The organism is Janthinobacterium rivuli, assembly GCF_009208735.1.
Taxonomy (GTDB): Bacteria; Pseudomonadota; Gammaproteobacteria; order Burkholderiales; family Burkholderiaceae_D; genus Janthinobacterium.
Genome location: NZ_WFLJ01000017.1, coordinates 133,960 through 158,640 on the forward strand (window position 1 = coordinate 133,960; position 24,681 = coordinate 158,640).

Genomic DNA, 24,681 nt, shown 5'->3' on the forward strand with positions numbered 1-24,681 from the left:
AAAGCGGACCGAGGTCCGCTTTTTTTTAGTTACCCGTCGCCACCGGCCGTGCCGGGTCGGCGCACCATTCGCTCCACGAGCCCGGATACAGGGCCGCGCCGGTCAAACCGGCCACTTCCATCGCCAGCAGGTTGTGGCACGCCGTCACGCCGGAACCGCATTGCATGACGGCCGCTTGCGGTGCGTCAAGCAATGCGCTGAAATCGCGCCGCAGTTCCTCCGCGCTCTTGAAGCGTCCGTCGGGTTGCAAGTTATCCTTGAAGAAACGGTTTTTCGCGCCGGGAATATGGCCGCCCACGGGGTCGATGCTTTCGTTTTCGCCGCGATAACGGTCGGGCGCGCGCGCGTCGATGACGGTCAGCGCCTGGGTTTCCAGGTTGGCAACGACGTCCTGCACGGTCACGGTGCGCGTCAGGCTGGCTTTTTCCGTGAGCTTACCTGGTGCGCGAGGCGCCACCGGCGTGACCACTGGCAAGCCTTGCGCCTGCCAGGCGGCCAGGCCGCCGTCGAGTACGGCGACGTTCGGATGGCCGAGCCAGCGCAGCAGCCACCACAGGCGCGCGGCGAACATGCCGCCCTGGCCGTCATAGGCGACCACTTGCGTGTCGTCGTTGATGCCCCAGCCGCGCAAGGCGGCCAGGAGGACGTTGCGGTCGGGCAGCGGATGCCGACCCGTGAAGGCCGCGCCGCGCGCCGTCTTCGGGCCGGACAGGGCCGTGTCGATATCGGCGAACTGCGCGTTCTGGATGTGGCCGGCGGCAAACGCGTCGCTGCCGGCCGTCGGGTTGAGCAAGTCGTGGCGGCAATCGAGGATGACCCAGCTGCTGTCATTCAGGTGGCTGGCCAGTTCGCTGGCCTGGATCAAGGTGGTGTACATCAGGAACGCTCCTTTACACTTCGCTGGCGATGGGATCCGTGCGCGCGATGGCGGCGCCACGGGCCGTGTTGCGGGTATTGTAATAGGTTGCCGCGATACCGGAGGCGAGGATGATGCCGATGCCGGCCCAGCCGTGCCAGTCGAACAGGTCGCCAAAGATCACCACGCCCCAGAAGCTGGAAAAGACGATGCCCGTGTATTGCAAATTCGCAACAACCAGGGTCTTGCCCAGGCGATAGGCGCGCGTCATCGCCATCTGTGCCATGGTGGCGCACAGGCCGATGGCGGCCAGCAAGCCGATGCCATAGCCGCTCGTGTGTGCATGCCAGACGACGGGTCCGCCGCCGGCGCTGGCCACGTGGCCGATCACGCCGGCAAGGAAATTGACGACCGAGAAGTAAAACACGACGCGGTATTCGGGTTCGCCCAGCAAGCCCAGCTTGCGCACCTGCAAATAGGCGAGGGCCGACAGCATGCCGGAAATCAGGGCCGTGATGGCGCCAGCCGCCTGGTCCGTCTCGAATACGGGTTGCAGCAGCAGGGTCACGCCGACAAAGCTCATGGCAATCGCCGCCACCAGCGGCCACTCGACCTGTTGCATGCCTTTCCACCAGCCGCCAGCCAGGAGAATCACGGCGATCCAGATGGGCGCCATGTAGTTCAAGGTCATGGCCGTGGCCAGCGGCAGGATGGCGATCGCATAAAACCACAGCCACAGGGCGATCACGCCCACCACGCCGCGCCACAGATGCTGGCCCGCCATCGTGGTTTTAAAGCTGCCGCCCTGGTACAAAATCGTGCAGCTCATGACGGTCATGCCGATGATGCCGCGGTACATGACGATTTCGGACGTCGAATACAACTCCGACGCCAGTTTCACGCACACGCCCATGATGGCGAACATAAAGCTTGCAAACAGCATCCACAAAGATTGCATTGGATTCCTGGGAAGTGGGAGGATAAAAAAAGGGCCGCGTCATGCGGCCCTGCTGCTCATTACAGTTCGATATTGTTGCGGTACCACTCGTGGAAGTGCTGCATGCCGTCTTCCATGGGCGACTGGTAAGGACCCACTTCGCTCACGCCGCGCGCCATCAGGGCCTTGCGGCCCGCATCCATGCGCTGGGCGATTTCATCGTCCTCGACGCAGGTTTCCATGTAGGCGGCCCGTTCCGCTTCGACGAAGTCGCGCTCGAACAGCACGATTTCTTCGGGGTAATAGAACTCCACCACGTTGCGCGTCTTTTGCGGACCGTCGGGCCACAGGGTCGAGACGATCAGCACGTGCGGATACCATTCGACCATGATGTTCGGATACAGGGTCAGCCAGATGGCGCCATACGGCGGCGCTTCGCCGCCACGGAATTGCAATACCTGCTCCTGCCATTTCTTGTAGGCGGGCGAACCTGCCTGCTGCAGGCCGCGGTGCACGCCCACCGTCTGCACGCTGTAATCCTTGCCGAATTCCCAGCGCAGGTCGTCGCAGCTGACGAAGCTGCCCAGGCCCGGGTGGAACGGCTCGACGTGATAATCCTCGAGGTAGACTTCGATGAAGGTCTTCCAGTTGTAGTCGCACTCGTGGATTTCCACGTGGTCGAACATGTAGCCGGAAAAATCGAGGTCTTTCGAGACGGACAAATCTTTCAATTTTTCCATCACGTTGTAGCCATTTTGCTCGAACAGCAAGCCATTCCAGCTTTGCAGCGGCGTTTTCGACAGGTTCAGGCACGGCGTCTCGGGGAAGTGCGGCGCGCCGATCAGTTCACCCTTGAGGTCGTAGGTCCAGCGGTGCAGCGGGCAGACGATATGGTTCGCATTGCCGCGGCCATTGAACATCAGCGCCTGCCGGTGGCGGCACACGTTGGACAGCACTTCGATGCCATTGGCGTTGCGCACGAGCATGCGCCCTTCGTTCTCAGACGCCAGGGTCGCAAAATCGCCGGTTTCCGGCACCATCAGCTCGTGCCCGACATAGCGCGGGCCGGCTTGGAACAATTGCTGCATTTCACGCTGCAACAGCGTTTCGTCAAAATAGACGTGGACCGGAAGTTGCGCGTTTGAGCGCGCCAGCTTGGCGTGAGTAGCCAGATCGGACATCCCAACCCCCCATAAATGTACAACGGTCAGCAGTGCCCCAGGCCATTCCCTGGGCAACCGCTACAGAGAGAAAGAATCCGCAAAGACCTGAATTCAAATTTGTTGAAACGGTATTTCGGACAGAACCGGCGATTATAGCGCGGATCGGCCTCGGCATTATCAAAACCCCCCGGCAAATACGCTTTTAATGAGAAACATTGTCATTTGGCGCGCAATTTCCGGCGCAGAGGGGCGATTCGGCTAAAATCCACTGACAAGCTGGCAACGCTATTGACTTTGAGCGCGTCGATTGCGCTTAAGTTTTCACTTAATAGTGTGGTTTGTTCTAAAATAACGCTTCTATGCTGGCCGGGAGTCCCCGGCGTCTCCCTACAAGCCCCTCGTGCCACGAAGAGATCTGAGTCTATGTCGAAGAAATTAACTGCCGCTGCCGCAGCGCCGGCCTCGTTTGAAGAGGCAATGGCGGAACTGGCGCAGCTGGTAACGCAAATGGAAGCGGGCCAGTTGCCGCTGGAAGCATCGGTCGCGGCGTATCAGCGCGGCTCGGAACTGGTCAAGTATTGCGCAAGCCAGCTCGACAGCGTCGAAGCGCAGGTGAAAGTATTGGAAGGCGACATGTTGAAACCGTTCGTGGATGCCGGCGAGGCCGCCCAATGATGGCCAGCGTGCAACAGGATGGCGTGACCTTCGGCGACTGGATGCAAGCGACCCAGTCCGGCGTGGAAAGCCGGCTCGACCAATTTTTGCCTGCGGTCGACGCCGTGCCGCACAAGCTGCACGCGGCCATGCGCTATGCGCTGCTGGGCGGCGGCAAGCGCGTGCGCCCGCTGCTGGTGATGGCGGCCGGCGAATTGTTTGATGCCGATCAAGATACCCTCGCGCGCGCAGCTTGCGCGCTGGAAATGATTCACGTGTATTCGCTCGTGCATGACGACATGCCATGCATGGATGACGATGCCTTGCGCCGTGGCAAGCCCACTGTGCACATCGCCTACGACGAAGCGACGGCCCTGCTGGTCGGCGACGCGCTGCAATCGCAGGCGTTCATGCTGCTGGCCGATGGCGCGGCCATTCCGCCGGCGCGGCAAATGGCCATGGTCAAGCTGCTGGCGCACGCCTCCGGGTCAGGCGGCATGTGCGGCGGCCAGGCGATCGACCTCGACAGTGTCGGCCTGGCCTTGACCTTGCCGCAGCTGGAACAGATGCATCAACTCAAAACGGGCGCCTTGCTGCGCGCGGCCGTGATCCTCGGCGCGCTGGCCGGCAAGGACTTGACGCCAGACGAGATGACGGCGCTGAACGCCTATGCGCGCGCCGTCGGGCTGGCGTTCCAGGTGGTCGACGATGTGCTCGACGCGACGGCCGACTCGGCCACCCTGGGCAAGACGGCGGGCAAGGATGCGGCCGCCAACAAGCCTACTTACGTATCGATACTGGGGCTGGAACCATCGAGAGCCCTGGCAGAACAATTGCGGTGCGACGCCCATGCGGCGCTGGCGCCATTCGGGGACAAGGCACGCCGTCTGCGCGAGCTGGCGGACCTGGTCGTGCAGCGGAAGGCATAAATGAAACTGTTAGAAACCATCAATGAACCAGCGCAAGTGCGCAAGCTGGCCCGCTCGCAACTGGTGCCGCTGGCGCAGGAATTGCGCAGTTTCCTGCTCGACTCCGTCTCCAAGACGGGCGGCCACTTGTCGTCCAACCTGGGCACGGTCGAGCTGACCGTCGCGCTGCACTATGTGTTCAACACACCGCACGACCGCATCGTCTGGGACGTCGGCCATCAGACCTATTCGCACAAGATCCTCACGGGCCGCCGCGAGCGCATGCACACCTTGCGCCAGAAGGATGGCATCTCCGGCTTCCCGAAGCGCGACGAGAGCGAATACGACACCTTCGGCACGGCGCACTCGTCGACGTCCATTTCCGCCGCGCTGGGCATGGCGCAGGCCGCCAAGATCAAGGGCGACCCGCTGCACGCGATCGCCGTGATCGGCGACGGCTCGATGACGGCCGGCATGGCCTTCGAGGCGATGAACAATGCGGGCGTGCAGGAAGACGTCAACCTGCTGGTGATCCTGAATGACAACGACATGTCGATCTCGCCGCCCGTGGGCGCGCTGAACCGCCACCTGGCGCGATTGATGTCGGGCCAGTTCTACGCGGCGGCGAAAAATGTCGGCAAGTCCGTCTTGCCCGGCCCCGTGCTGGAATTGGCGAAGCGCTTTGAAGAGCACGCCAAAGGCATGGTCGTGCCCGCCACCATGTTCGAGGAATTCGGTTTCAATTACATCGGCCCCATCGATGGCCACGACCTCGATTCGCTGATCCCGACCTTGCAAAATATCAAGCAATTGAAGGGCCCGCAATTCCTGCACGTGGTGACCAAGAAGGGGCAAGGCTACAAGCTGGCCGAGGCGGAACCTATCCTGTACCACGGCACGCCGAAGTTCAATCCCCTGGAAGGCATCAAGCCGGCCACGGCGCCGGGCAAGATGACGTACACGGAAGTGTTCGGCAACTGGCTGTGCGACATGGCCGCCCACGACAAGCGCCTGGTGGGCATCACGCCGGCCATGCGCGAAGGCTCGGGCATGGTCAAGTTCGAACAGCAGTTCCCCAACCGCTACTTTGACGTCGGCATCGCCGAGCAGCATTCCGTGACCTTCGGCGCCGGTCTCGCCTGCGAAGGCTTGAAGCCCGTCGTCGCCATCTATTCGACCTTCCTGCAACGCGCCTACGATCAGCTGATCCACGACGTGGCCCTGCAAAACCTGGACGTGACGTTCGCCCTGGACCGCGCCGGCCTGGTGGGCGCCGACGGCGCCACGCATGCGGGCAACTACGACATGGCCTTCCTGCGCTGCATCCCGAACATGGTCATCATGGCCGCGTCGGATGAAAACGAATGCCGGCAAATGCTGACCACGGGCTACCACTATCCGGGCCCGGCCGCGATCCGCTATCCGCGCGGTGCCGGTGCCGGTGCCGCCATCGTGCCGGAACTGACCAGCATCGAGATCGGCAAGGGCGAGATCAAGCGTCACGGCAAGCGCGTCGCCATCCTGGCCTTCGGCTCGATGGTGGCACCGAGCGTGGCGGCAGGCGAGAAGCTCGACGCGACGGTGGCCAACATGCGTTTCGTCAAGCCGCTCGACGTGGCGCTGGTGAAACAGCTCGCGGCGGAACACGATTACCTGGTGACGGTGGAAGAGGGCTGCATCATGGGCGGCGCCGGCTCGGCCGTGGCCGAGGCGCTGGCCGCCGAGGGCATCGTCAAGCCGATTTTGATGCTGGGCTTGCCCGACGTCTTCATCGACCATGGCGACCCCGTGCAATTGCTGAAAAGCGTGGGCCTGGACGCCACCGGCATCGCTGCGTCGATCGAGCAGCGCTTTGGCGGCACGCAGCCGCGCCTGGTGGTGGTCAGCTAAGGGCCGATGCTGGCGGCGCGGTCGATGCGCGCACCACCAGCTCGGGTGCGGGCGCGATGCGCATGGTCGCCACAGCCTGCGGCTGGGCGATCAATTCGAGCAGCAGTGCCACCGACATGGCAGCCGCCTGCGCGGTCGGCACCGCCACTGTGGTCAGGGCGGGGCGGGCCTGGTGCGCGCCCTGGATATCGGTCAGACCGATCACCGACAATTGCTGCGGTACCTTGATGCCCAGGTCCGCCGCCGCATGCATCAGGCCCAGCGCCGGTAAGTCATTGGTGGCAAACACGGCCGTGATCGATGGCGTGGCGGCCAGCATCGCGGCGCCCGCCTGCAGGCCGCCTTCGACCGAATCATGTACCATCATTCTGCGCACCACCGCATCGGCATGGCCCAGTTCAAGCAGCGCATCGTTAAAGCCACGTTCACGCTCGGCGTGCACGCAGCTGATGCCGCCACCGACCAGCACGCCGATCTTGCGGTGTCCCAGCGCGATCAAATGGCGCGCCGCCAGCGCACCTGCCAAATGAAAATCGACCGCGACGCACGGCAGGCCCGGGGGCTGGTGCGGTTTCTCCCACATGCCCAGCACCACGGTGGCGCCGCGCCGCGTGGTGGTCTGCAAATCTTCGATGCAGATATTGGCATTCATCACCAGCACGCCGTCGGACAGGGTGCCGGCGATCTGGTCCAGGTAGGCGCGGCCGATATCGGGATCGTCATTGGTATTGCAGACGATCAGGAAGCGGCCGTGCTGGCGCGCCGCCTGTTCGGCCGCCAGCGCGTATTCAGGATAAAACGGATTGGCGATGCTCGACACAATCAGCGCCAGGGTGGGAGCACGGCCCTCGGCCAGCGCGCGCGCAGTCAGGTGCGGCCGGTAGTCGAGCGCTTCGACGGCGGCAAGCACGCGCGCGCGCGTTTCCTCGCCGACCTTGCCGCGCTGGCGCAGGACGTTCGAGACGGTGGCGGACGTGACGCCGGCGCGCTGGGCAACTTGGGACAGGGTGGTCATGGGTGGGGGATCGGTAGCATGCCTGCATTCAACAGGGTTCGGCGGTCGCTGTCAATGTCCGCTTGCCTGACAAAGGTATTGCTGCAACGCGTCACAGGATTAGATTGCCTGAAAAAAAATTCTTTGCTATATTCTTTTCAAACGAGCGTATGCGAAACCATAATAATAAAAAAAACACGCAAAAGAGCGTGCCTGCTTAGCCTGGCACTTTTTTAAGGTGACATGGTTAAGCGCTTAACCTATTGGAGACCAGGAATGGCTAGCATTACCCTCAATGCCGTGCAGAAGTCGTATGGTGACGGTGCGGCAGTGATCCGCAACGTCGATCTCGACATCGGCGAACATGAATTCTGCGTCTTTCTTGGTCCTTCTGGCTGCGGCAAGTCGACCCTCTTGCGCATGATCGCCGGCCTGGAAGATCTGTCCGGCGGTGAGTTGCGCATCTCCGGCGAACTGATGAATGACGTGCCACCTGCCGAGCGCGGCGTGGCGATGGTGTTCCAGAGCTATGCGCTGTTTCCCCATATGTCGGTGTACGACAATATCGGCTTTGGCCTGAAGCTGGCCAAGACGCCGAAAGACGAACTGGACAGGCGCGTGCGCGAAGCGGCGCGCGTGCTGCAGCTCGACGAACTGCTCGAACGCAAACCCAGGCAATTGTCCGGTGGCCAGCGCCAGCGCGTGGCGATTGGCCGCGCCATCGTGCGCCGCCCCGGTGTATTCCTGTTCGATGAACCGCTGTCGAACCTCGACGCCACCCTGCGCGGCCAGACCCGGATCGAAATCGCCCGCCTGCACAAGCAGTTCGTCGACGCCAGCGTGGTCTACGTGACGCACGACCAGGTCGAGGCGATGACCCTGGCCGACAAGATCGTGCTGCTGCGCGCCGGCCCCGACGTGCAGCGCCTGGGCAGCATCGCCCAGGTCGGCTCGCCTTTGGAACTGTACCACCGCCCGAACAGCCGCTTTGTAGCCGGCTTTATTGGTTCGCCACAAATGAATTTCCTGCCGGCCAAAGTCGTCTCGTGCGAGGCCGATGCGGTGCGCGTGACGCTCGAGCATACCGGCGAGACCATCACCGTCGCCGCCGATGGGAGCGCCCTGCAAGCGGGACAAAGTGCGTGCGTCGGCGTGCGCCCCGAGCACCTGCTGCTGGCGTCGCGAGAGGGCAACCAAGAGGGCAACCGTATCGTGCGCCGCGTGATGTTGGTCGAGCGTCTGGGCGAACAGACATATCTGCATTTCGAGCAGCCTTGCGGCGATCCGTTGCTGGCCAAGGCGCCTGGCAATGTGGCCACCGAGGCAGGCGCCGAGTTGACCCTGAGCATGCTGGCACGCCACTGCCATTTGTTTACCGACGATGGCAACGCCGTCGCGGCATCGTTCAATTCCCCACATCTTGCATAGGAGTGTAGTCATGCGTTTAGGAGTCTGTTACTACCCGGAACATTGGCCCGAATCGATGTGGGAGGACGATGCGCGGCGCATGAAGGCGATGGGGATTGCCCAGGTGCGCATAGGCGAGTTCGCCTGGAGCCGGATCGAACCGGAGGCGGGCAAGCTGCAGTGGGCGTGGCTCGACCGCGCCATCGACGTGCTGGGCGCGGCCGGCCTGGAAGTGGTGATGTCGACGCCGACGGCCACGCCGCCGAAGTGGCTGATCGACCTGCACCCCGACATCCTGCCGATCGACGCTGACGGCCGCGCGCGCGCCTTCGGTTCGCGCCGCCATTACGATTTTTCCTCGAACGCGTATTTCGAAGCATCGCAGCGTATCGTTACCATGCTCGCCGAGCGCTACGGCCAGCATCCGGCCGTCACTGCCTGGCAGACCGACAATGAATATGGCTGCCACCAGACCGTGGTCAGTTATTCGCCCGACGCGGTGGCGCGTTTCCGCGACTGGCTGCGCACCCGTTACACCACTATCGCCGCGCTGAACGCGGCCTGGGGTACGGTATTCTGGAGCATGGAGTACACGAGTTTCGAGCAGATCGACGCACCCATCGGCACCGTCACCGAAGCCCAACCTGCGCACCGCATGGACTACCGCCGTTTTGCGTCGAGTGAAGTGGCACGCTACAACCGCATGCAGGTCGAGATACTGCGCCGCCATGCGCCGGGCCGCGTGATGGTGCATAACTTCATGCAGAATTTTTTTGAATTCGACCACTATCCGGTCGCCGCCGACCTTGACGCGGCCACCTGGGACAGCTATCCGCTGGGCGCCCTGGAAGAATTCTGGTTCTCGCCTGAACTGAAGGCGCGCTGGCTGCGTACCGGCCACCCTGATTTCGCATCGTTCAACCACGACCTGTACCGCGGCATGTCGAAGCAGGCGTTCTGGGTCATGGAGCAGCAGCCGGGTCCCGTCAACTGGGCCAAGTGGAATCCTGCGCCGCTGCCCGGCATGGTGCGCCTGTGGAGCTGGGAGGCGTTTGCCCACGGCGCCGGCTGCGTGTCGTATTTCCGCTGGCGTCAGTGCCCGTTCGGCCAGGAACAGCTGCATGCCGGCCTGAATACGCCCGACAACCTGCTCGATATCGGCGGTGCCGAAGCGATGCGGGTGTCGCAGGAGTTGCAATTGATCAGCAAGCACGATGCGACCGTGTCGACCAGGGTCGCACTGGTGTTCGACTATGAAGCCAAGTGGCTGTTCGAAGTGCATCCGCAAGCCCATGACTTCCAGTACGGTCCGCTTGTATTCGAATATTATTCGGCCTTGCGCTCGCTTGGTTTCGATGTTGACGTGATTCCGACTTCGAGCAAGTTCGACGGCTACAGCCTGATCGTCGTGCCGCCGCTGCCGGTGTTGCCGGACGACTTGCCGCAGCGCTTGCAGGACAGTGGCGCGCAGGTGGTGTTTGCACCGCGCAGCGGCTCGAAAACGGTGGACCTGAGCATTCCGTCCAACCTGGGACCGGGACCGCTGGCGCAGCAGTTACCGATGCGCGTGTGGCGCGTCGATGCGATGCGTCCTGGCACGCAGGTACCGGTGCAGTGGGGCCGCCAGCAGGGCCAGGCGCGCATCTGGCGGGATTTGATCGAGGTGGCGGGCGCCACCGAAGTGGTGGCGACGTTCGACGACGGCCATCCGGCCATCGTGCGCCGCCAGCGCCTGCATTACCTGGCGGCCATCTTTGACGAGCCGCTGCTGCGCGACTACCTGGCGTCTGTGGCGAAGGAAGCGCTCTTGCCGGTCTCGCGCCTAGACGATGGCATGCGCATCAGCCGTCGCGGCGACTTGACGTATGTGTTCAATTATGGCGATGTACCGCTCGATGCGCCGCACCCGCCAGTAGCGACGTTTGTGATAGGAGGGGCGCAAGTGCCACCGCAAGGCGTGTCGGTATTTCAAGTTTAATCAGTTTCAATAGCGAACATAGATTCGCACCGTGATGGTAGTCCGTGATCATACCAAGGAGACAAGATGAAACGCATGATGCAAGCAGGATTGTTATCGGCCGCCGTACTGGCGGCGGGCATGAACGTGGCGGCCCAGGCCGCTACCCTGGCCGTCAATATCGCCTTCAAAGGTGCCAGCCAGCGCACCGTCTGGCAATCCACACTCGACGAATTCAAGAAAGCCAACCCGGACGTGGAATTGAAGGTGGCCTTCGTCGATGAGGAGGCGTACAAGATCCAGCTGCCGAACTGGCTGTCGAGCCAGGCGCCCGACATCGTCACCTGGCACAACGGCGAGCGCATGGCTTATTACGCCAGTCGCGGCCTGTTCGAAGATCTGAGCGGCGACTGGGCCAGGAACAACTGGAACGACACCTATGCGTCGAGCAAGGAAGCCTCGTCGTACAAGGGCAAGCAGTACGCGATGCCGACCGTCTACTACTCGTGGGGCATGTTCTACCGCAAGGACCTGTTCCAGAAGGCGGGCATCGCGGGCGAGCCGAAGACCTGGGCTGAATTCATGGAAGCGAACAAGAAACTCAAGGCAGCCGGCATCAGCCCGATCGCCGTCGGTGGTCGCGACGCCTGGACCCTGGCCGGCTGGTTCGATTATCTCGACCTGCGCATCAATGGCTATGCTTTCCACCAGCAACTGATGAATGGCGAGATTGCCTACACCGATGCGCGCGTGAAAAAGGTCTACAGCACCTGGAAGACTTTGCTCGACAATAAATACTTCATCGACAATCCGCTGTCCTATGACCTGGACGCGGCGCAACCGTTCGTGTTCCAGGGTAAGGCGGCGATGATGTTGATGGGTACCTTTATCGCCAAGGGCTTTCCGCCCAAGCAGCAGGCGGTGATGGGTTACTTCCAGTTCCCGACCATCGACCCGGCCATCGTCGGCGCAGAGGAAGGCCCGATCGAGTCGATGCATATCCCGAGCCGCGCCAAGAACAAGGTCGATGCGCGCCGCTTCCTGGCGTTTGTCGGCACGCCGGCCATCAGCGCCAGACTGGCCGAGGGCTTGGGTTCCCTGCCGGCCAACAGCAAGTCGGCGCCGCCGGAAGAGCCGATCGCGCGTATCGGCTTCGACATCCTGTCCAATACCAAGGGCGGCATCGCCCAGTTCTATGACCGCGACATGACCAAGGAAATGGCGGACGAAGGCATGAAGGGCATGCAGAAATTCATCAACGATCCGAACGCACTGGATGAGATCCTGGCGCAGCTCGAGCGTACGCGCAAGCGCATCTACAAAAAATCGTGATGACCGGGCCAGGCTGACGACATGCATACCTCTACTCTCGGCGCCAGCGGCGCCGACGGCCCAGCAACGCGGGTGCCACGCCGGCCCGTGCGCTGGTGGGCCGCGCCCGCGTTCAAACGACACCGTGCCGCCGCGCTGTTCCTCGCCCCGGCCTGCCTGCTGGTCGGGCTGTACGTGGTCTATCCTATCCTGTACACCATCTACCTGAGCTTTTTCGAGTGGGATGGCTTGGCACTGAAGACCTTCGTCGGCCTGGCCAATTACCAGGAACTGTTTCATACGGACACGTTCTTCACCGCCCTGAAAAACAACTTCCTGTGGCTGGTGCTGTTCTTGCTGGCGCCTCCCGCAGGTCTGGCCGTGGCCCTGTACCTGAACCAGCAGGTGCGCGGTATCCGTCTGATCAAGTCGCTGTTCTTCGCCCCCTTCGTGCTGTCTGGCGTGGTGGTGGGCTTGATCTTCAGCTGGTTCTATGACCCGACTTTTGGTTTGCTTGCATTGATACTCGGCCATGGCGTGCCGGTGCTGGGAGACCCGCGCTATGTGAGCTACGGCATCATCTTCGCCGCGCTATGGCCGCAAACCGCCTATTGCATGATTCTCTTCCTGACCGGCCTGACCTCGATCAACTCGGAGCAGGTCGAGGCGGCGCGCATGGAGGGCGCCAGGGGCTGGAAGATGCTGATCCACGTGATCCTGCCGCAGCTGCGCCCGAGCACTTTCATGGCCGTGGTGGTGACCATCATCGGCGCGCTGCGCAGCTTCGATCTGATTTCCGTGATGAGCGGCGGCGGGCCGTTTGAAAGCTCGACCGTGCTGGCCTATTACTCGTATGACCAGGCCATCAAGTATTACCGCCAGGGCTATTCGGCCGCCGTTGCCGTGGTGCTGTTCGCCATGATGCTGGTGTATATCGTGTATCACCTCAAGCGCATGCTGCGCACAGAACAGTAAAGGGTTGCCATGTATCCGATGCCTGTCGATAAGTGGAAGCCGTGGAACCGGCGTCTGTATAAATTGTCGCTGCCGCTGGCGCTGGTGATCTGGCTGCTGCCCATGATCGCCGTGTTGCTGACGTCCTTGCGCTCCACCGAAGAACTGATGGAAGGTAATTACTGGGGCTGGCCGCGTGACCTGTCGCTGTGGGCCAATTACCACGAGGCACTGACGGCCTCGCCGATGCTGCATTATTTCTGGAACAGCGTGCTGATCACGGTGCCATCGGTGATCGGTTCGATCGCACTGGCGGCGATGGCCGGTTTTGCCCTGTCGACCTACAAGTTCAAGGGCAACACTTTTTTATTTGCCACCTTTGTCGCCTGTAACTTCGTGCCCGTGCAGATACTGATGATTCCGGTGCGCAATATGTCGCTCGACTTTGGCGTGTTCAACACGGTGCAGGGCCTGGTGCTGTTCCATGTGGCGTTCCAGACCGGTTTTTGCACCTTGTTCCTGCGTAACTTCATCAAGCAGCTGCCGTTCGAGCTGATCGAAGCGGCGCGCATCGAAGGCGCCGGAGAATGGACTATCTTTACCAGGGTGATCCTGCCGCTGATCCGCCCAGCCCTGGCCGCGCTGGGTATCCTGGTGTTTACCTTCGTGTGGAACGACTATTTCTGGGCCCTGTGCCTGACGCAAGGCGACAGCGCTGCACCGATCACGGTCGGCGTGGCGGGCCTGAAAGGGCAGTGGACCACGGCCTGGAACCTGGTCTCGGCCGGTTCCATCCTGGCGGCCCTGCCATCGGTGCTGATGTTCTTCCTGATGCAGAAGCATTTTGTTGCCGGTCTCACCTTCGGCGCCACCAAGGGTTAATTCCCGTACGTAGTATCACGCTGCCGCCGTCAGCGCGCGCCCCTTACAATACCCGAACGACAACAGAGTCGGGCATTTGGGTAGATAAGGGCGCGCAGTGACATTGAAGCAACTTCATCGCCGGTTGATCGGCCGGGCGGGGCGTTGGGCGGCGGCCCTGCATGGCGCCGGTGACCGGCTGGCCCAGCGCCGTCCCCTGTGGATGGTCAGCCTGGCCATCGACGAAACGAATCTGTCCGAAGGCTTGCGGGCCGCCTGCGCCTCGAGCGCCATGCTGCTGCTGGGCCTGCTGTTCGACCACCCCGATTTTTCCTGGGCCGCCATCGGCGCCTTCTGGACCTGCCTGGCCGATGCGGCCGGCACGCGGCGCATGCGTTTCGTCTCGATGCTGGGTTTCGGCTTGCTGTCCACCGTGGCCGGCGGCCTGACGGCGCTGGCGGCCGGGCATGGCGTGGCGACGGCGGCCATCGCCGTGCTGCTGTTTTCCTGGGCCGGCGCCCTGGCGCGCATCTGGGGCGCGGCCACGGCGCAAGTGGCCATCCTGGCGGCCACGGCCTGCGTGGTGATGGTCACGCATCCGCTCGCATCGATGACGCAGACGGCGCCTTTCCTGGGTCTGTACATGTTCGGCTGCCTGTTCGCCACCGTGCTCAGTTTCACGGTGTGGCGCATCCACCCGTTCGGCCCGAGCCGGCGCGCCATCCGCGCCGCGTATTCGCGCCTGGCCGGCATCGCGCGCGATAATGCGCGCTTTCTCGAACATGATGCCGCGCAGGCGGACGCGGCAGCGCATGGCGCCAGCTACCGTTCGCAGGCGCGCGCCGCGCTGGAAGCGGCAAGGGTGGCGCTGGCCGCCGTGCCGCCCGCGCGCGCGGGACGCAGTGCCCTGTACGACAACCTGCTGCTGGCGCTCAGCGACGCCGAGCGCATCTTCGCCTATCTGATCGCCGTCACGCATACGTGCGAGCGCGAGCAGCAGCGCCTGCGCCAGGACCCGCGCGCGCGGCGCAGCCTGGAAGTGATGGCCGTGCTGCTGCGCCGCCTGGGGCAAGCCGTGCAGCGCCAGCCGGAAACGCCGCCCCTGGAATTGCAGCGCCGCCTGGCCGGTTGCGGACGGCGTCTGGAAGCGGCGCTGGGCGCCTTGCTGCCGCTGCGCCTGAACGTGGACTTCATGGAGCTGGGCCTGCCGCGCGCGGCGCAGCTGCCGTGGCGCGAGGCGGCTTTCCTGGCGCTGGGGCAGGCGTGGCAAACGGCAAAGGTCAACGCCACGCCGCAGTCGCTGAGCTGGCGCCACGCGGCGCGCGTGTCGCTGGCGACGACGGCCGGCTTCCTGCTGGTCGAGGCGCTGCACATTCCCTTCGGCTACTGGGCCACCATGGCGACCTTGCTGATACTGCAGCCGTCCGTGTCGACCACCTGGCCGCGCGGCATCGAGCGGGTCGCGGGCAGCGTGCTGGGCGCCGTGCTGGCCGTGCTGATCGGCCTGGCGGTGCACACGCCGCTGGCGATTTCGCTGGTGGTGTTTCCCCTGATCGTCGCCACCATGGCCTTGCGCCGCGTCAGCTACAGCCTGCACGTGCTGTTCATGACGCCGGCTTTCGTGCTGGTGGCCGACTATGCGGCGCCGGCCAGCGAGATGGTGTACGCGATGAGTCGCCTGGGCAACAATGTGCTCGGTTGCGTGCTGGCCTTGCTGGCCACGTTTTTCCTGTGGCCCGACCGCGAGGCGGACGACCTGGATCAGCGCCTGGCGAAAGCCGTGTCGGCCAACCTGAAATACCTGCTGGCCGTGCTGGCGGCGGGCGGAAAGTGGGACAGCGCCATCGCGCGCCTGCGCCGCGAGGCGGGCCTGGCCAGCAATAACGCGGAACAAGTGTTGCAGCGCCTGCGCATCGAGCGTCGTCTGGACCGCAGCAGCGGCGTGGGCTTGGCGGCGCTGCGCACCTTGCCGCTGCTGCGCCGCGTGGCGGGCAGCACGGCGCGCATCAGTCTGAGTCCGCAGGCCGAGCCGGCGCCGCCCGAATTGCAACGGTGGATTACCGAGGTCAGTGGAGAAATCGATGCCTTGCTGCGCGGTGACGCCGATGCCGGCGCGCCTGGTCCGTGCATTGCCGACAGCCTGACGCCGCTGCAGGCCGATGCCGTGGCCCAGGTGCAACTGCTGCGCGGCTTGCTGCGCGAGCATGTGCTGGCGATGGAGAACGGCGCGCGCTAGCGCCTCGCGCCGCGGGGTTTTTTCGGCCTGGTATGGCCGCTCGGCCGGCTGCGCCCGCAACCGGCCTCTACTGCTGCGGCGCCGATATTGTATAGACGTTTTATGCGCCGCAATCTCTCCAAATGCCACATTCCAGGGGCTTTCCCGATATATTTCCAAAAGTGAAAATTTATTCTATGGAAACATTGACTCTAAAATAAGTGCGGTCTATATTCGTTTTCGTAGCAAGCAAAGATGAAATTTCTTACGACTGGTCTGCCGCGATTGCCTGAGGCAATCGCTCACATGGAGAGTAGTAAATGAAAAAGATTGCGGCATTTATTTTCACCCTGGGATTGAGCGCTTCCTATGCCTTCGCTTCGGATATCGGCTGCTCTGCCTGCGAGGAAGAATGGCGGGAATGCACGATGCAAAATGGCGACAGATCCCCATTTTGCATCGGCAGTTACAAAGCCTGTCTGAGGGTCTGCGACATCGGCTCCTGATCTCCGTGCATTGCGAGGCGGCCGGCAAGCGCATGCCGCGCCGGCCGCCCTCGATCATCTACGTCTCTGATACCTATGATGCAGAAAAAAATGAAAACCATCGCCATGTATGGCTTGATCCTGGCCGCCGGCCTGGGCAGCGGTTATGGCCTGTCCTTGTTGCCCGGCTTGCTCAAGTCGAATTACACCGAGGGCAATTACGCCGCGTATTTCCCGAATGCCCAGGCGAAAGTGGTGCTGTACGGCACGGACTGGTGCGGCTATTGCGCCAAGACGCGCGCGTATTTCAAGGAGAACAAGATCGACTTCGTCGATCTCGATATCGAGAAATCGCCGGAAGCGAGAAAAGCCCATGAAGAACTCGGCGGCGGTGGCGTGCCCGTGGTGTTGATCGGCAACCGCAAGATCCAGGGTTTCAATACGGGCGCGCTGGAAGCGGCGCTGAAGAAAATCTGACTCACGGATGGCGCGTAAGGGACGGCGCGCCATGGATGTTGCTCATCGTCTGATATTTCAACAAAGGAGTGCCAATGTTTAAAAAACTGGGTTTCTTTTTGTTTGCCATGGGCGTCAGCGCTTCATATGCGATCGCCGGCGGCGGGCCGGAATGCTATACGCAATGCGATGAAGGGCTGGAGCAGTGCATGACCGACCATCCGAGGTCGCCAGGCGCCTGCACCAAGATTCATCAGATGTGCTATGACCGCTGCGGGCAAGATTAGCATTCAATAAAGTTTGTCGGCTGGCCAGGACGCTGGCCAGGCCGGCATAGGCGGCTTATCCCCGCGTGCGGTCATGCCGCCACAGTACGTCGCTGCCGCCGGCAAACCGGTTCAGCACGCGCGACAGCACGAACAGCAGGTCCGACAGGCGGTTGACGTACTGGCGCGGATGTTCGTGCAGGGGTTCCGCATTGGCCAGCGCGACGATGCTGCGTTCGGCGCGGCGGCATACGGTGCGGCACACATGCGCCTGCGAGGCGGCGCGCGAGCCGGCCGGCAGGATGAATTCACTCAAGGCGGGCAAGTCCGCATTGTATTTCGCCAGCAGATCGTCGAGGCGCAGCACGTGCTCTTCCTTGATCAGCTGATAGCCGGGGATGCAGATTTCTCCACCCAGGTCGAACAGGTCGTGCTGGATGGCCACCAATTCCTCGCGCAAGGCGTCGGGCATGGCTTCGCACAGCAGCAAGCCGATATGCGAGTTCAGTTCGTCCACGTCGCCCATGGCGTGGATGCGGACATTGTCCTTGCTGGTGCGGCTGCCGTCGCCCAGGCCGGTGCTGCCATTGTCGCCCGTGCGCGTGGCGATTTTCGAAAGTCGGTTGCCCATGATGTCGATCCTGTAAAGAAGAATGGGGGCAGCATACGACACTGTGCGCCGCCTGGCCGCGGATTTGCGGGCAAATCGGACAAAAAATGCGGTGCGCGCCACTTTTGTGCTTACAATCGTTGCACGCCCATGCCTCTTGCCCCCAATCTTATGCTCAATGCCGCCCCTGAATCCGGATTGACCGCCGCGCGCCAGCAAGCCGTCGTCGCGGCCCTGCTGGCCGTGCTGCCGGCCCGCTGCGTGCTGTCCGATGCCGAAGATACGCGCCCGTATGAATGCGATGGCCTGGCCGCCTACCGCCAGTTGCCGATGGTGGTGACCTTGCCGGACACGGAAGAACAGGTCATCGCCATCCTCGGCGTCTGCCGCGAACTTGGCGTGCCGATCGTGCCGCGCGGCGCGGGCACGGGGCTGTCGGGCGGCGCCTTGCCCATCGCCGACGGCGTGGTGCTGTCGACGGCGCGCCTGAACCGCATCGTGCGCCTCGATGCGTATGCGCGCACGGCCGTGGTGCAGCCGGGCGTGCGCAACCTGGCCATTTCCGAAGCGGCGGCGCCCTACGCGCTGTACTACGCGCCCGACCCCTCGTCGCAGATCGCCTGCAGCATCGGCGGCAACGTGGCGGAAAACTCGGGCGGCGTGCATTGCCTGAAATACGGACTGACCGTGCACAACGTGCTGCGCGTGCGGGTCGTCACCATCGATGGCGACGTGCTGGAACTGGGCGGCGAATGCCTCGATTCGCCCGGCCTCGACCTGCTGGCCGTCTTCATCGGCTCCGAAGGCATGCTGGGCATCGTCACGGAAGTGACGGTGAAACTGATACCGAAACCGGCCACGGCGCGTGTCATCATGGCGTCCTTTGACGACGTCGTCACGGGCGGCAATGCGGTGGCCAACGTGATCGCCGCCGGCATCATCCCGGCCGGACTGGAAATGATGGACCAGACCTCGTCGCGCATGGTCGAACCGTTCGTCAAGGCCGGCTACGACATCGACGCGGCCGCCATCTTGCTGTGCGAAGCGGACGGCACGCACGAGGAAGTGGAAGAGGAAATCGCCCGCATGACGGCCGTGCTGGAAGGGGCGGGCGCCAGCGCCATCGCCGTGTCGCAGTCGGAGGCGGAGCGCATGAAGTTCTGGTCCGGCCGCAAGAACGCCTTTCCCGCCGCCGGGCGCATCTCGCCTGACTACTATTGCATGGACGGCACCATCCCGCGAAAAAAACTGGCGGAGGTCTTGACCGGCATCGCCGGCATGGAAACGACGCATGGCTTGCGCTGCGCGAATGTGTTCCACGCGGGCGACGGCAATCTGCACCCGCTGATCCTGTTCGACGCCAACATGCCCGGCGAATTCGAGCGCGCCGAAGCATTCGGCGCCGACATCCTGGCCCTGTGCGTGGCCGTCGGCGGCACCATCACGGGCGAACATGGCGTGGGCATGGAAAAGATCAATTCCATGTGCGTGCAATTTACGCGCGCCGAACTCGATGCCTTCTTTGCCGTCAAGCGCGCCTTCGATCCCCACGCCTTGCTCAACCCGGACAAGGCGATTCCCACCTTGAACCGCTGCGCCGAATTCGGCAAGATGCATGTGACGGCGGGGCGTCTGCCGTTCGCCAACCTGCCCCGTTTTTAACCGCCGGAGACTCCCTTGCAAGCGATCATGGAACAATTCAGGCAGCAGATACTGGCCGCCAGCGCGGCGGGCAAGCCCTTGCGCCTGCGCGGCGGCGGCACGAAAGACTGGTATGGCCAGCGGCTCGATGGCGAGGTGTTCGACACGCGCGCGTATGCGGGCATCATCGACTATGAACCGACGGAACTGGTGATCACGGCCCGCTGCGGCACGCCGCTGGCCGAGATCGAGGCGGCGCTGGCTGCGCGCAACCAGATGCTGGCGTTCGAGCCGCCGCACTTCGGCCCCGGCGCCACGGTGGGCGGCGTCGTCGCCAGCGCGCTGTCAGGGCCGCGCCGGGCCAGCGCGGGCGCGCTGCGTGATTTCGTGCTGGGCGCCGTGCTGATGGATGGCCATGGCGAGCGCCTGGCCTTCGGCGGGCAGGTGATGAAAAACGTGGCCGGCTACGATGTCTCGCGCCTGCTGGCCGGCTCCCTGGGCACCCTGGGCCTGATCCTGGAAGTGTCGCTGAAGGTGCTGCCCCTGCCGCTGCGCGAAGCGAGCTTGCGCCTGGAATGCGCGGAAATCGCCGCCTTGCGCATGCTCAATGAATGGGCGGGCAAGCCGCTGCCGATTTCGGCCAGCTGCTGGCATGACGGCGTCTTGACGGTGCGCCTGTCCGGCGCCGAGGCGGCCGTGTCGGCGGCGCTGCGCACGCTGGGCGGCGACGTGCTGGCAGCCGAAGACGCGGTCGCCTTCTGGCTGTCGGTGCGCGAACAAACGCACGCTTTCTTTGCCGGCGCGGGCAGCCTGTGGCGCCTGTCGCTGCCGCCGCACGCCAGCGCCATGATCCTGAAAGGACGCCAGCTGATCGAATGGGGCGGGGCGCAGCGCTGGCTCAAGCTCGATGGCGACGCCGACGCGGATGGCGCCCGGCACATCCGCCAGGCCGTGGCTGCCTCGGGCGGCCACGCCACCCTGTTCCGCGGCGGCGACAAGGCCGTGGGCGTGTTTCATCCGCTGGCGCCGGCTGTTGCAAAAATCCACCAGCGCCTGCGGCACGCTTTCGACCCGGCCGGCATCTTCAACCCGCATAGAATGACTTGAGCGCATGCAAACCAATCTCGCCGATTTCATCAAGAATACGCCGGCAGGCGACGAAGCCGAAGCCATCCTGCGCGCCTGCGTGCATTGCGGCTTTTGCACGGCCACCTGTCCCACCTACCAGCTGCTGGGCGATGAACTCGATGGCCCGCGCGGACGCATCTACCTGATCAAGCAAGTGCTCGAAGGCGCGCCCGTCACGGCCAAGACGCAGACGCACCTGGACCGCTGCCTGACCTGCCGCAATTGCGAATCGACCTGTCCCTCGGGGGTGCAGTACGGGCGCCTGGTCGACATCGGTCGCAACGTCGTCGAGCAGCGCGTGCAGCGCCCCTTGCGCGAACGGGCGCTGCGCTTCGCCCTGAAGGAAGCCTTGCCGCGCCGCTGGCTGTTTACGCCCGTGTACAAGGCGGGACAGGCGCTGCGGCCGCTGCTGTCGAAAGGCTTGCAGGACAAATTGCGCCCGGGCGCCGCCGCCGGCGCATGGCCCGCGCGCCAGCATGCGCGTACCATGCTGCTGCTCGACGGCTGCGCGCAGCCGGCCATGTCGCCGAACATCAACGCGGCCACGGCGCGTGTGTTGGACGCCCTGGGCGTGCAGCTGATCATCGCGCCGAAGGCCGGCTGCTGCGGCGCGCTGCGCCATCACCTGAACGACCAGGAAGCGGCGCTGGACGACATGCGCCGCAATATCGACGCCTGGTGGCCTTATGTGGAGAGCGCCGAGGCCATCGTCATGACGGCGTCCGGCTGCGGCGCCACGGTGAAGGAATATGGCCACCTGCTGGCGCACGACGCCCGCTATGCGGAGAAGGCGCGGCGCATCGCCGCACTGACGCGCGATCTGTCCGAGATCATGCCGGCGTTTGAAAACGAGCTGGTGGCGCAGCTGAAAGGGCGCATCGGCAAACGGGTGGCGTATCACCCGCCGTGCACCCTGCAGCACGGCCAGCAGATCCGTGGCAAGGTGGAGCAGGTGCTGCGCGCCGTCGGCGTCGACGTGCGCCTGTGCGCCGACAGCCATTTGTGCTGCGGTTCGGCGGGCACGTATTCGATCCTGCAACCGGCGCTGTCGCAGCAGCTGCGCGACAACAAGGTGGCGAACCTGGAAGCGTGCGAGCCGGAGATGATCGTGTCGGCCAATATCGGCTGCCTGAGCCACCTGCAGTCGGGTACGCAGACGCCCGTGCGGCACTGGATCGAGCTGATCGACTCGGCCTTGATATCCGTCAAATAGGCACTTCGCTGTATTGCGCGATGCGCCACTGCGGCGCCGGCAAAAAATTGTTCGCCCACTCCAGCACGGCGTCGGCCGGCATGGGGCGGGCGATGCCGTAGCCTTGCGCCAGGTCGCAGCCCAGCTGGATCAGGCGCGCGCCATGTTCGACGCTTTCCACGCCTTCGGCGATCACCGTCAGGCTGAAGGAACGGGCCAGGCCGATGACGGCGCGCACCAGGTGCAGGTCGTCGCGGTCGTTGAGCATGTTGCGCACGAAGCTCTGGTCGATCTTGACGATGTTCGCCGGCAGGCGTTTTAAATAGGACATCGACGAGTAGCCGGTGCCGAAATCGTCGAGCGCGAACGTGATGCCCAGCGCCTGGCAGGCGCGGATGATGCGGCGCACGTCCTCGATGTCGTGCAGCGCCGACGATTCGAGGATTTCCAGTTCCAGCATGCTGGCGCGCACGCCGGGAAATTCGCCGAGGATGCTTTCCAGGCGCGAGACGAAGTCGGGTTGCTGGAAGTGGCGCGCCGCGATATTCACGCTGACCACCCAATGCTTGCCTGCCGCGCTCCAGCGCTGCATCTGCCACAGGGCCTGGCGCAGCACCCATTCGCCGATGTTGATGATCAGATCCGTCTGTTCCACCAGCGGCAGGAATTGCGCCGGCGCCAGTACGCCGCGGCGCGGATGCTGCCAGCGCAACAGCGCCTCCATGCCCACCACCGTGCCGGCGCGCATGTTCACCTTGGGCTGGTAGTACAGCCGCAGTTCGCCGTTGATCAGGGCCTGGCGCACTTCCGTGCGCTGGTTGTGGTGGGTGCGCACTTCTTCATCGAGGTTGGTGTCGAAGAAGTGATACTGGTTGCGCCCCGTCAGTTTCGCCTGGTAGACGGCGTGGTCGGCGTGGCGCAGCAGGCTTTCCGTATTCAAGTCCTTGCCCGCGTAGACGGCGATGCCGACGCTGGCCGTCATGTGCAGCGCCTGCTGGTCGCACTGGTAGGGGCGGCTCAGTTCCTGCATCAATTGCGTGATGTTCTGTTCGATGCTGGCGATGCTGGCCTGGCCGCACAGCAGCATGACGAATTCATCGCCGCCCAGGCGTGCCGCGTAATGGATCTGGCCCGTAAAACCGTGCAGGCGGCCGGCCACCTGCTTGAGGATTTCATCGCCCACCTCGGCGCCGTAGCGGTCGTTGATGGCCTGGAAGTGATCGAGGTCAAACAGGCACACGGCCAGCAGGCGCTGGCGTTCGCGCGCGAGGAACAGTTCCTGTTCGAAGCGGGCGGCCAGCGCGGCACGGTTGGGTAAGCCCGTCAGCACGTCATTATAGTTTTGCCACGACAGCTTTTGCAGCGCCTGCTGCATGTGCACGGTTTCGTTCAGCTGTTCGCCCAGCTGGCGCTGGCTGGTCTTCAACGAGTTCAACAATTGTTCGATATCGCCGGCCATGCCGTTGAACGACTGCGACACGGCTAGCGCTTCGGGCGTGGCGCCGGCGGCCAGGCGCACGGCAAAGTTGCCTTCGCGGAAGCGGTCGGTCGCGTGCACGAAGCGCGCCAGCAGCTTGCGGTGCGACGCCAGGATCAAGCCCAGCAGGAGGAAGACCAGCACGATATTGATGGTGCTGAGAACGGCCTGCTCGCGCACCCTGTGCCACACCTGCGCCAGGGGCAGGCCGGGCGTGTAGTGCAGGTCGAGGATGCCGTCGCCGCCGTCCGGCAGCGCCACGGTCAGGCGGCTGCGGATGGACGTGATGCCGGTCAGGCGCGCGAACCAGGCCGGCGCTCCGTCGGCCAGGGTATCGGCCAGCCTGCCGTCGGCCAGCACCTCGACATGCCCGCCGGCCGTGTCCCAGCGCGCGGAGGCGAGGCTGCGGTTCAGCGGCAGGGCGCTGCGCAGCACTTGCCGCACGCTGTCGTGCACCGCCAGCCGGTCCGCATGCACGGCCAGCGGCAGCACGCTATTGGCCAGGAACAGGTCGAGTTGCCGCGCATCGCTCTGGTAGCGCGCATTGGCCAGCGCCGTCTCCGTACCGAGCAAGGCGTGATAGCGAACGGCGGAAACGGCGAGTATCAGGAAGAAAATAGGAATGAAGAGGCGGGAGTACATGCCCATCCGCATCCATGAAGATAATATTTTCCCAAAGACTGGCATCGTTTTTTGATCGATATCTGCGAATAATTATGCAAACATTATCACCGAAATTTGCTATTGGAAACACAATATTGATATCAAGCATGAAATAAATGCGGATAGCTTGATTTCAGCGATTACTGTTTTTAATCAAATCGTTGAATCGCTATTCCTGTAGCAATTGCCGAATGTCGGCCGCCAGGCTGGCCGGCTTGCTGGCCGTCGCGTAGCGGCGAAACACGCTGCCATCCTTGCGCACCAAAAACTTGGTGAAATTCCATTTGATCGACTGCGTGCCCAATATGCCGGGCGCCGCCTGTTTTAATTGCGCAAATACGGGATGGGTATGCGGGCCATTCACGTCGATCTTGGCAAACAGGGGAAAGGTGACGCCGAAGTTTTTTTCGCAAAAGGCGCCGATCTCCGCGTTCGACCCCGGTTCCTGCTGGCGGAATTGATTGCAGGGAAAACCCAGCACGACCAGGCCCTGGTCGTGGAATTCGCGGTACAGCGCTTCGAGCCCCTGGTATTGCGGCGTGAAACCGCAGGCGCTGGCCGTGTTGACGATCAGCAGTACCTTGCCTTTGTAGCGCGCCAGGTCGATCGGCGTGCCATCGAGCGCCTCGGCCTGGAAATCGTGGATGCTGGTCATG

General features: G+C 63.4%; 22 protein-coding genes. 15 read left to right on the forward strand and 7 right to left on the reverse strand.

The window, feature by feature from the left end; genetic code table 11:
- Positions 1-25: 25 nt before the first annotated feature.
- Genes GCN78_RS21885 through GCN78_RS21895 form a run of 3 tightly spaced genes read right to left on the reverse strand, consistent with a single transcriptional unit; the run spans position 26 to position 2,974 of the window.
- Complete coding sequence (locus tag GCN78_RS21885; protein WP_152253581.1) at positions 26-877, reverse strand: sulfurtransferase; 852 nt, start codon at positions 875-877, stop codon at positions 26-28.
- Between the two features lie 13 nt (positions 878-890).
- Positions 891-1,814, reverse strand: a complete 924-nt coding sequence (locus tag GCN78_RS21890; RefSeq protein ID WP_152253582.1) for a DMT family transporter — start codon at positions 1,812-1,814, stop codon at positions 891-893.
- A 59-nt stretch (positions 1,815-1,873) separates the two neighbouring features.
- The gene (locus GCN78_RS21895) at positions 1,874-2,974 is read right to left on the reverse strand and encodes an aromatic ring-hydroxylating oxygenase subunit alpha (RefSeq protein WP_152253583.1); all 1,101 of its coding nucleotides are present in this window, start codon (positions 2,972-2,974) and stop codon (positions 1,874-1,876) included.
- Positions 2,975-3,379: 405 nt separating this feature from the next.
- Between GCN78_RS21895 and GCN78_RS21900 the strand changes: the two genes are divergently transcribed.
- The 3 genes from GCN78_RS21900 to dxs are packed head-to-tail and all read left to right on the forward strand — an operon-like array spanning position 3,380 to position 6,408.
- Positions 3,380-3,631: an exodeoxyribonuclease VII small subunit gene (locus GCN78_RS21900; RefSeq protein WP_034784821.1), complete on the forward strand. Its 252-nt coding sequence runs from the start codon at positions 3,380-3,382 to the stop codon at positions 3,629-3,631.
- Positions 3,628-4,539 (forward strand): polyprenyl synthetase family protein, encoded by a 912-nt coding sequence (locus tag GCN78_RS21905; protein ID WP_226939766.1) that lies wholly within the window; start codon positions 3,628-3,630, stop codon positions 4,537-4,539. Before GCN78_RS21900 ends, GCN78_RS21905 begins: the two co-directional genes overlap by 4 nt.
- Complete coding sequence (dxs, locus tag GCN78_RS21910; protein WP_152253584.1) at positions 4,540-6,408, forward strand: 1-deoxy-D-xylulose-5-phosphate synthase; 1,869 nt, start codon at positions 4,540-4,542, stop codon at positions 6,406-6,408. It abuts the gene before it with no gap.
- Here dxs and GCN78_RS21915 read toward each other — a convergent pair.
- Positions 6,401-7,423 carry a LacI family DNA-binding transcriptional regulator gene (locus GCN78_RS21915; RefSeq protein ID WP_152253585.1) on the reverse strand — a complete coding sequence of 341 codons (1,023 nt, stop codon included), beginning with the start codon at positions 7,421-7,423 and terminating at the stop codon, positions 6,401-6,403. The two genes, dxs and GCN78_RS21915, sit on opposite strands and share 8 nt — an antisense overlap.
- Before the next feature lie 255 nt (positions 7,424-7,678).
- Here GCN78_RS21915 and GCN78_RS21920 point away from each other — a divergent pair, with 255 nt between their 5' ends.
- The 9 genes from GCN78_RS21920 to GCN78_RS21960 all read left to right on the forward strand — a co-directional run bounded on the left by GCN78_RS21920 (position 7,679) and on the right by GCN78_RS21960 (position 17,335).
- Positions 7,679-8,830 carry an ABC transporter ATP-binding protein gene (locus GCN78_RS21920; protein WP_152253586.1) on the forward strand — a complete coding sequence of 384 codons (1,152 nt, stop codon included), beginning with the start codon at positions 7,679-7,681 and terminating at the stop codon, positions 8,828-8,830.
- A gap of 10 nt (positions 8,831-8,840) precedes the next feature.
- The gene (locus GCN78_RS21925; protein ID WP_152253587.1) at positions 8,841-10,787 is read left to right on the forward strand and encodes a beta-galactosidase; all 1,947 of its coding nucleotides are present in this window, start codon (positions 8,841-8,843) and stop codon (positions 10,785-10,787) included.
- A 75-nt stretch (positions 10,788-10,862) separates the two neighbouring features.
- Positions 10,863-12,098, forward strand: a complete 1,236-nt coding sequence (locus GCN78_RS21930; RefSeq protein ID WP_413465228.1) for an ABC transporter substrate-binding protein — start codon at positions 10,863-10,865, stop codon at positions 12,096-12,098.
- Positions 12,099-12,119: 21 nt separating this feature from the next.
- The gene (locus GCN78_RS21935; RefSeq protein ID WP_152253589.1) at positions 12,120-13,052 is read left to right on the forward strand and encodes a carbohydrate ABC transporter permease; all 933 of its coding nucleotides are present in this window, start codon (positions 12,120-12,122) and stop codon (positions 13,050-13,052) included.
- A gap of 9 nt (positions 13,053-13,061) precedes the next feature.
- Positions 13,062-13,913: a carbohydrate ABC transporter permease gene (locus tag GCN78_RS21940; protein WP_152253590.1), complete on the forward strand. Its 852-nt coding sequence runs from the start codon at positions 13,062-13,064 to the stop codon at positions 13,911-13,913.
- Positions 13,914-14,010: 97 nt separating this feature from the next.
- Positions 14,011-16,128, forward strand: a complete 2,118-nt coding sequence (locus GCN78_RS21945) for an FUSC family protein (RefSeq protein WP_413465227.1) — start codon at positions 14,011-14,013, stop codon at positions 16,126-16,128.
- A 299-nt stretch (positions 16,129-16,427) separates the two neighbouring features.
- The gene (locus GCN78_RS21950; RefSeq protein ID WP_152253591.1) at positions 16,428-16,613 is read left to right on the forward strand and encodes a hypothetical protein; all 186 of its coding nucleotides are present in this window, start codon (positions 16,428-16,430) and stop codon (positions 16,611-16,613) included.
- A 90-nt stretch (positions 16,614-16,703) separates the two neighbouring features.
- On the forward strand, positions 16,704-17,069 hold the full coding sequence (locus GCN78_RS21955) for a glutaredoxin family protein (protein ID WP_226939768.1): 366 nt from the start codon (positions 16,704-16,706) through the stop codon (positions 17,067-17,069).
- Between the two features lie 74 nt (positions 17,070-17,143).
- A complete protein-coding gene (locus GCN78_RS21960) occupies positions 17,144-17,335 on the forward strand; it encodes a hypothetical protein (RefSeq protein ID WP_152253592.1) in 192 nt (63 codons plus the stop codon).
- A gap of 55 nt (positions 17,336-17,390) precedes the next feature.
- Here GCN78_RS21960 and GCN78_RS21965 read toward each other — a convergent pair whose 3' ends face one another.
- A complete protein-coding gene (locus GCN78_RS21965; protein WP_152253593.1) occupies positions 17,391-17,945 on the reverse strand; it encodes a cob(I)yrinic acid a,c-diamide adenosyltransferase in 555 nt (184 codons plus the stop codon).
- 150 nt (positions 17,946-18,095) lie between these two features.
- On the opposite strand from GCN78_RS21965, the gene GCN78_RS21970 reads away from it, so the two are divergent.
- The 3 genes from GCN78_RS21970 to glcF are packed head-to-tail and all read left to right on the forward strand — an operon-like array spanning position 18,096 to position 21,906.
- On the forward strand, positions 18,096-19,586 hold the full coding sequence (locus GCN78_RS21970; protein ID WP_152253594.1) for an FAD-linked oxidase C-terminal domain-containing protein: 1,491 nt from the start codon (positions 18,096-18,098) through the stop codon (positions 19,584-19,586).
- A 27-nt stretch (positions 19,587-19,613) separates the two neighbouring features.
- Entirely contained in the window at positions 19,614-20,672 is a 1,059-nt protein-coding gene (glcE, locus tag GCN78_RS21975) for a glycolate oxidase subunit GlcE (RefSeq protein WP_152253595.1), read from the forward strand.
- Positions 20,673-20,676: 4 nt separating this feature from the next.
- On the forward strand, positions 20,677-21,906 hold the full coding sequence (glcF, locus tag GCN78_RS21980) for a glycolate oxidase subunit GlcF (protein WP_152253596.1): 1,230 nt from the start codon (positions 20,677-20,679) through the stop codon (positions 21,904-21,906).
- Here glcF and GCN78_RS21985 read toward each other — a convergent pair.
- Together GCN78_RS21985 and GCN78_RS21990 are read right to left on the reverse strand one after the other, a co-directional pair.
- Positions 21,899-24,004, reverse strand: coding sequence for a putative bifunctional diguanylate cyclase/phosphodiesterase (locus GCN78_RS21985; protein WP_226939769.1), 2,106 nt, complete (start codon positions 24,002-24,004; stop codon positions 21,899-21,901). The genes glcF and GCN78_RS21985 overlap by 8 nt on opposite strands.
- A gap of 190 nt (positions 24,005-24,194) precedes the next feature.
- Complete coding sequence (locus GCN78_RS21990) at positions 24,195-24,680, reverse strand: glutathione peroxidase (RefSeq protein WP_152253598.1); 486 nt, start codon at positions 24,678-24,680, stop codon at positions 24,195-24,197.
- Position 24,681 lies beyond the last annotated feature (1 nt).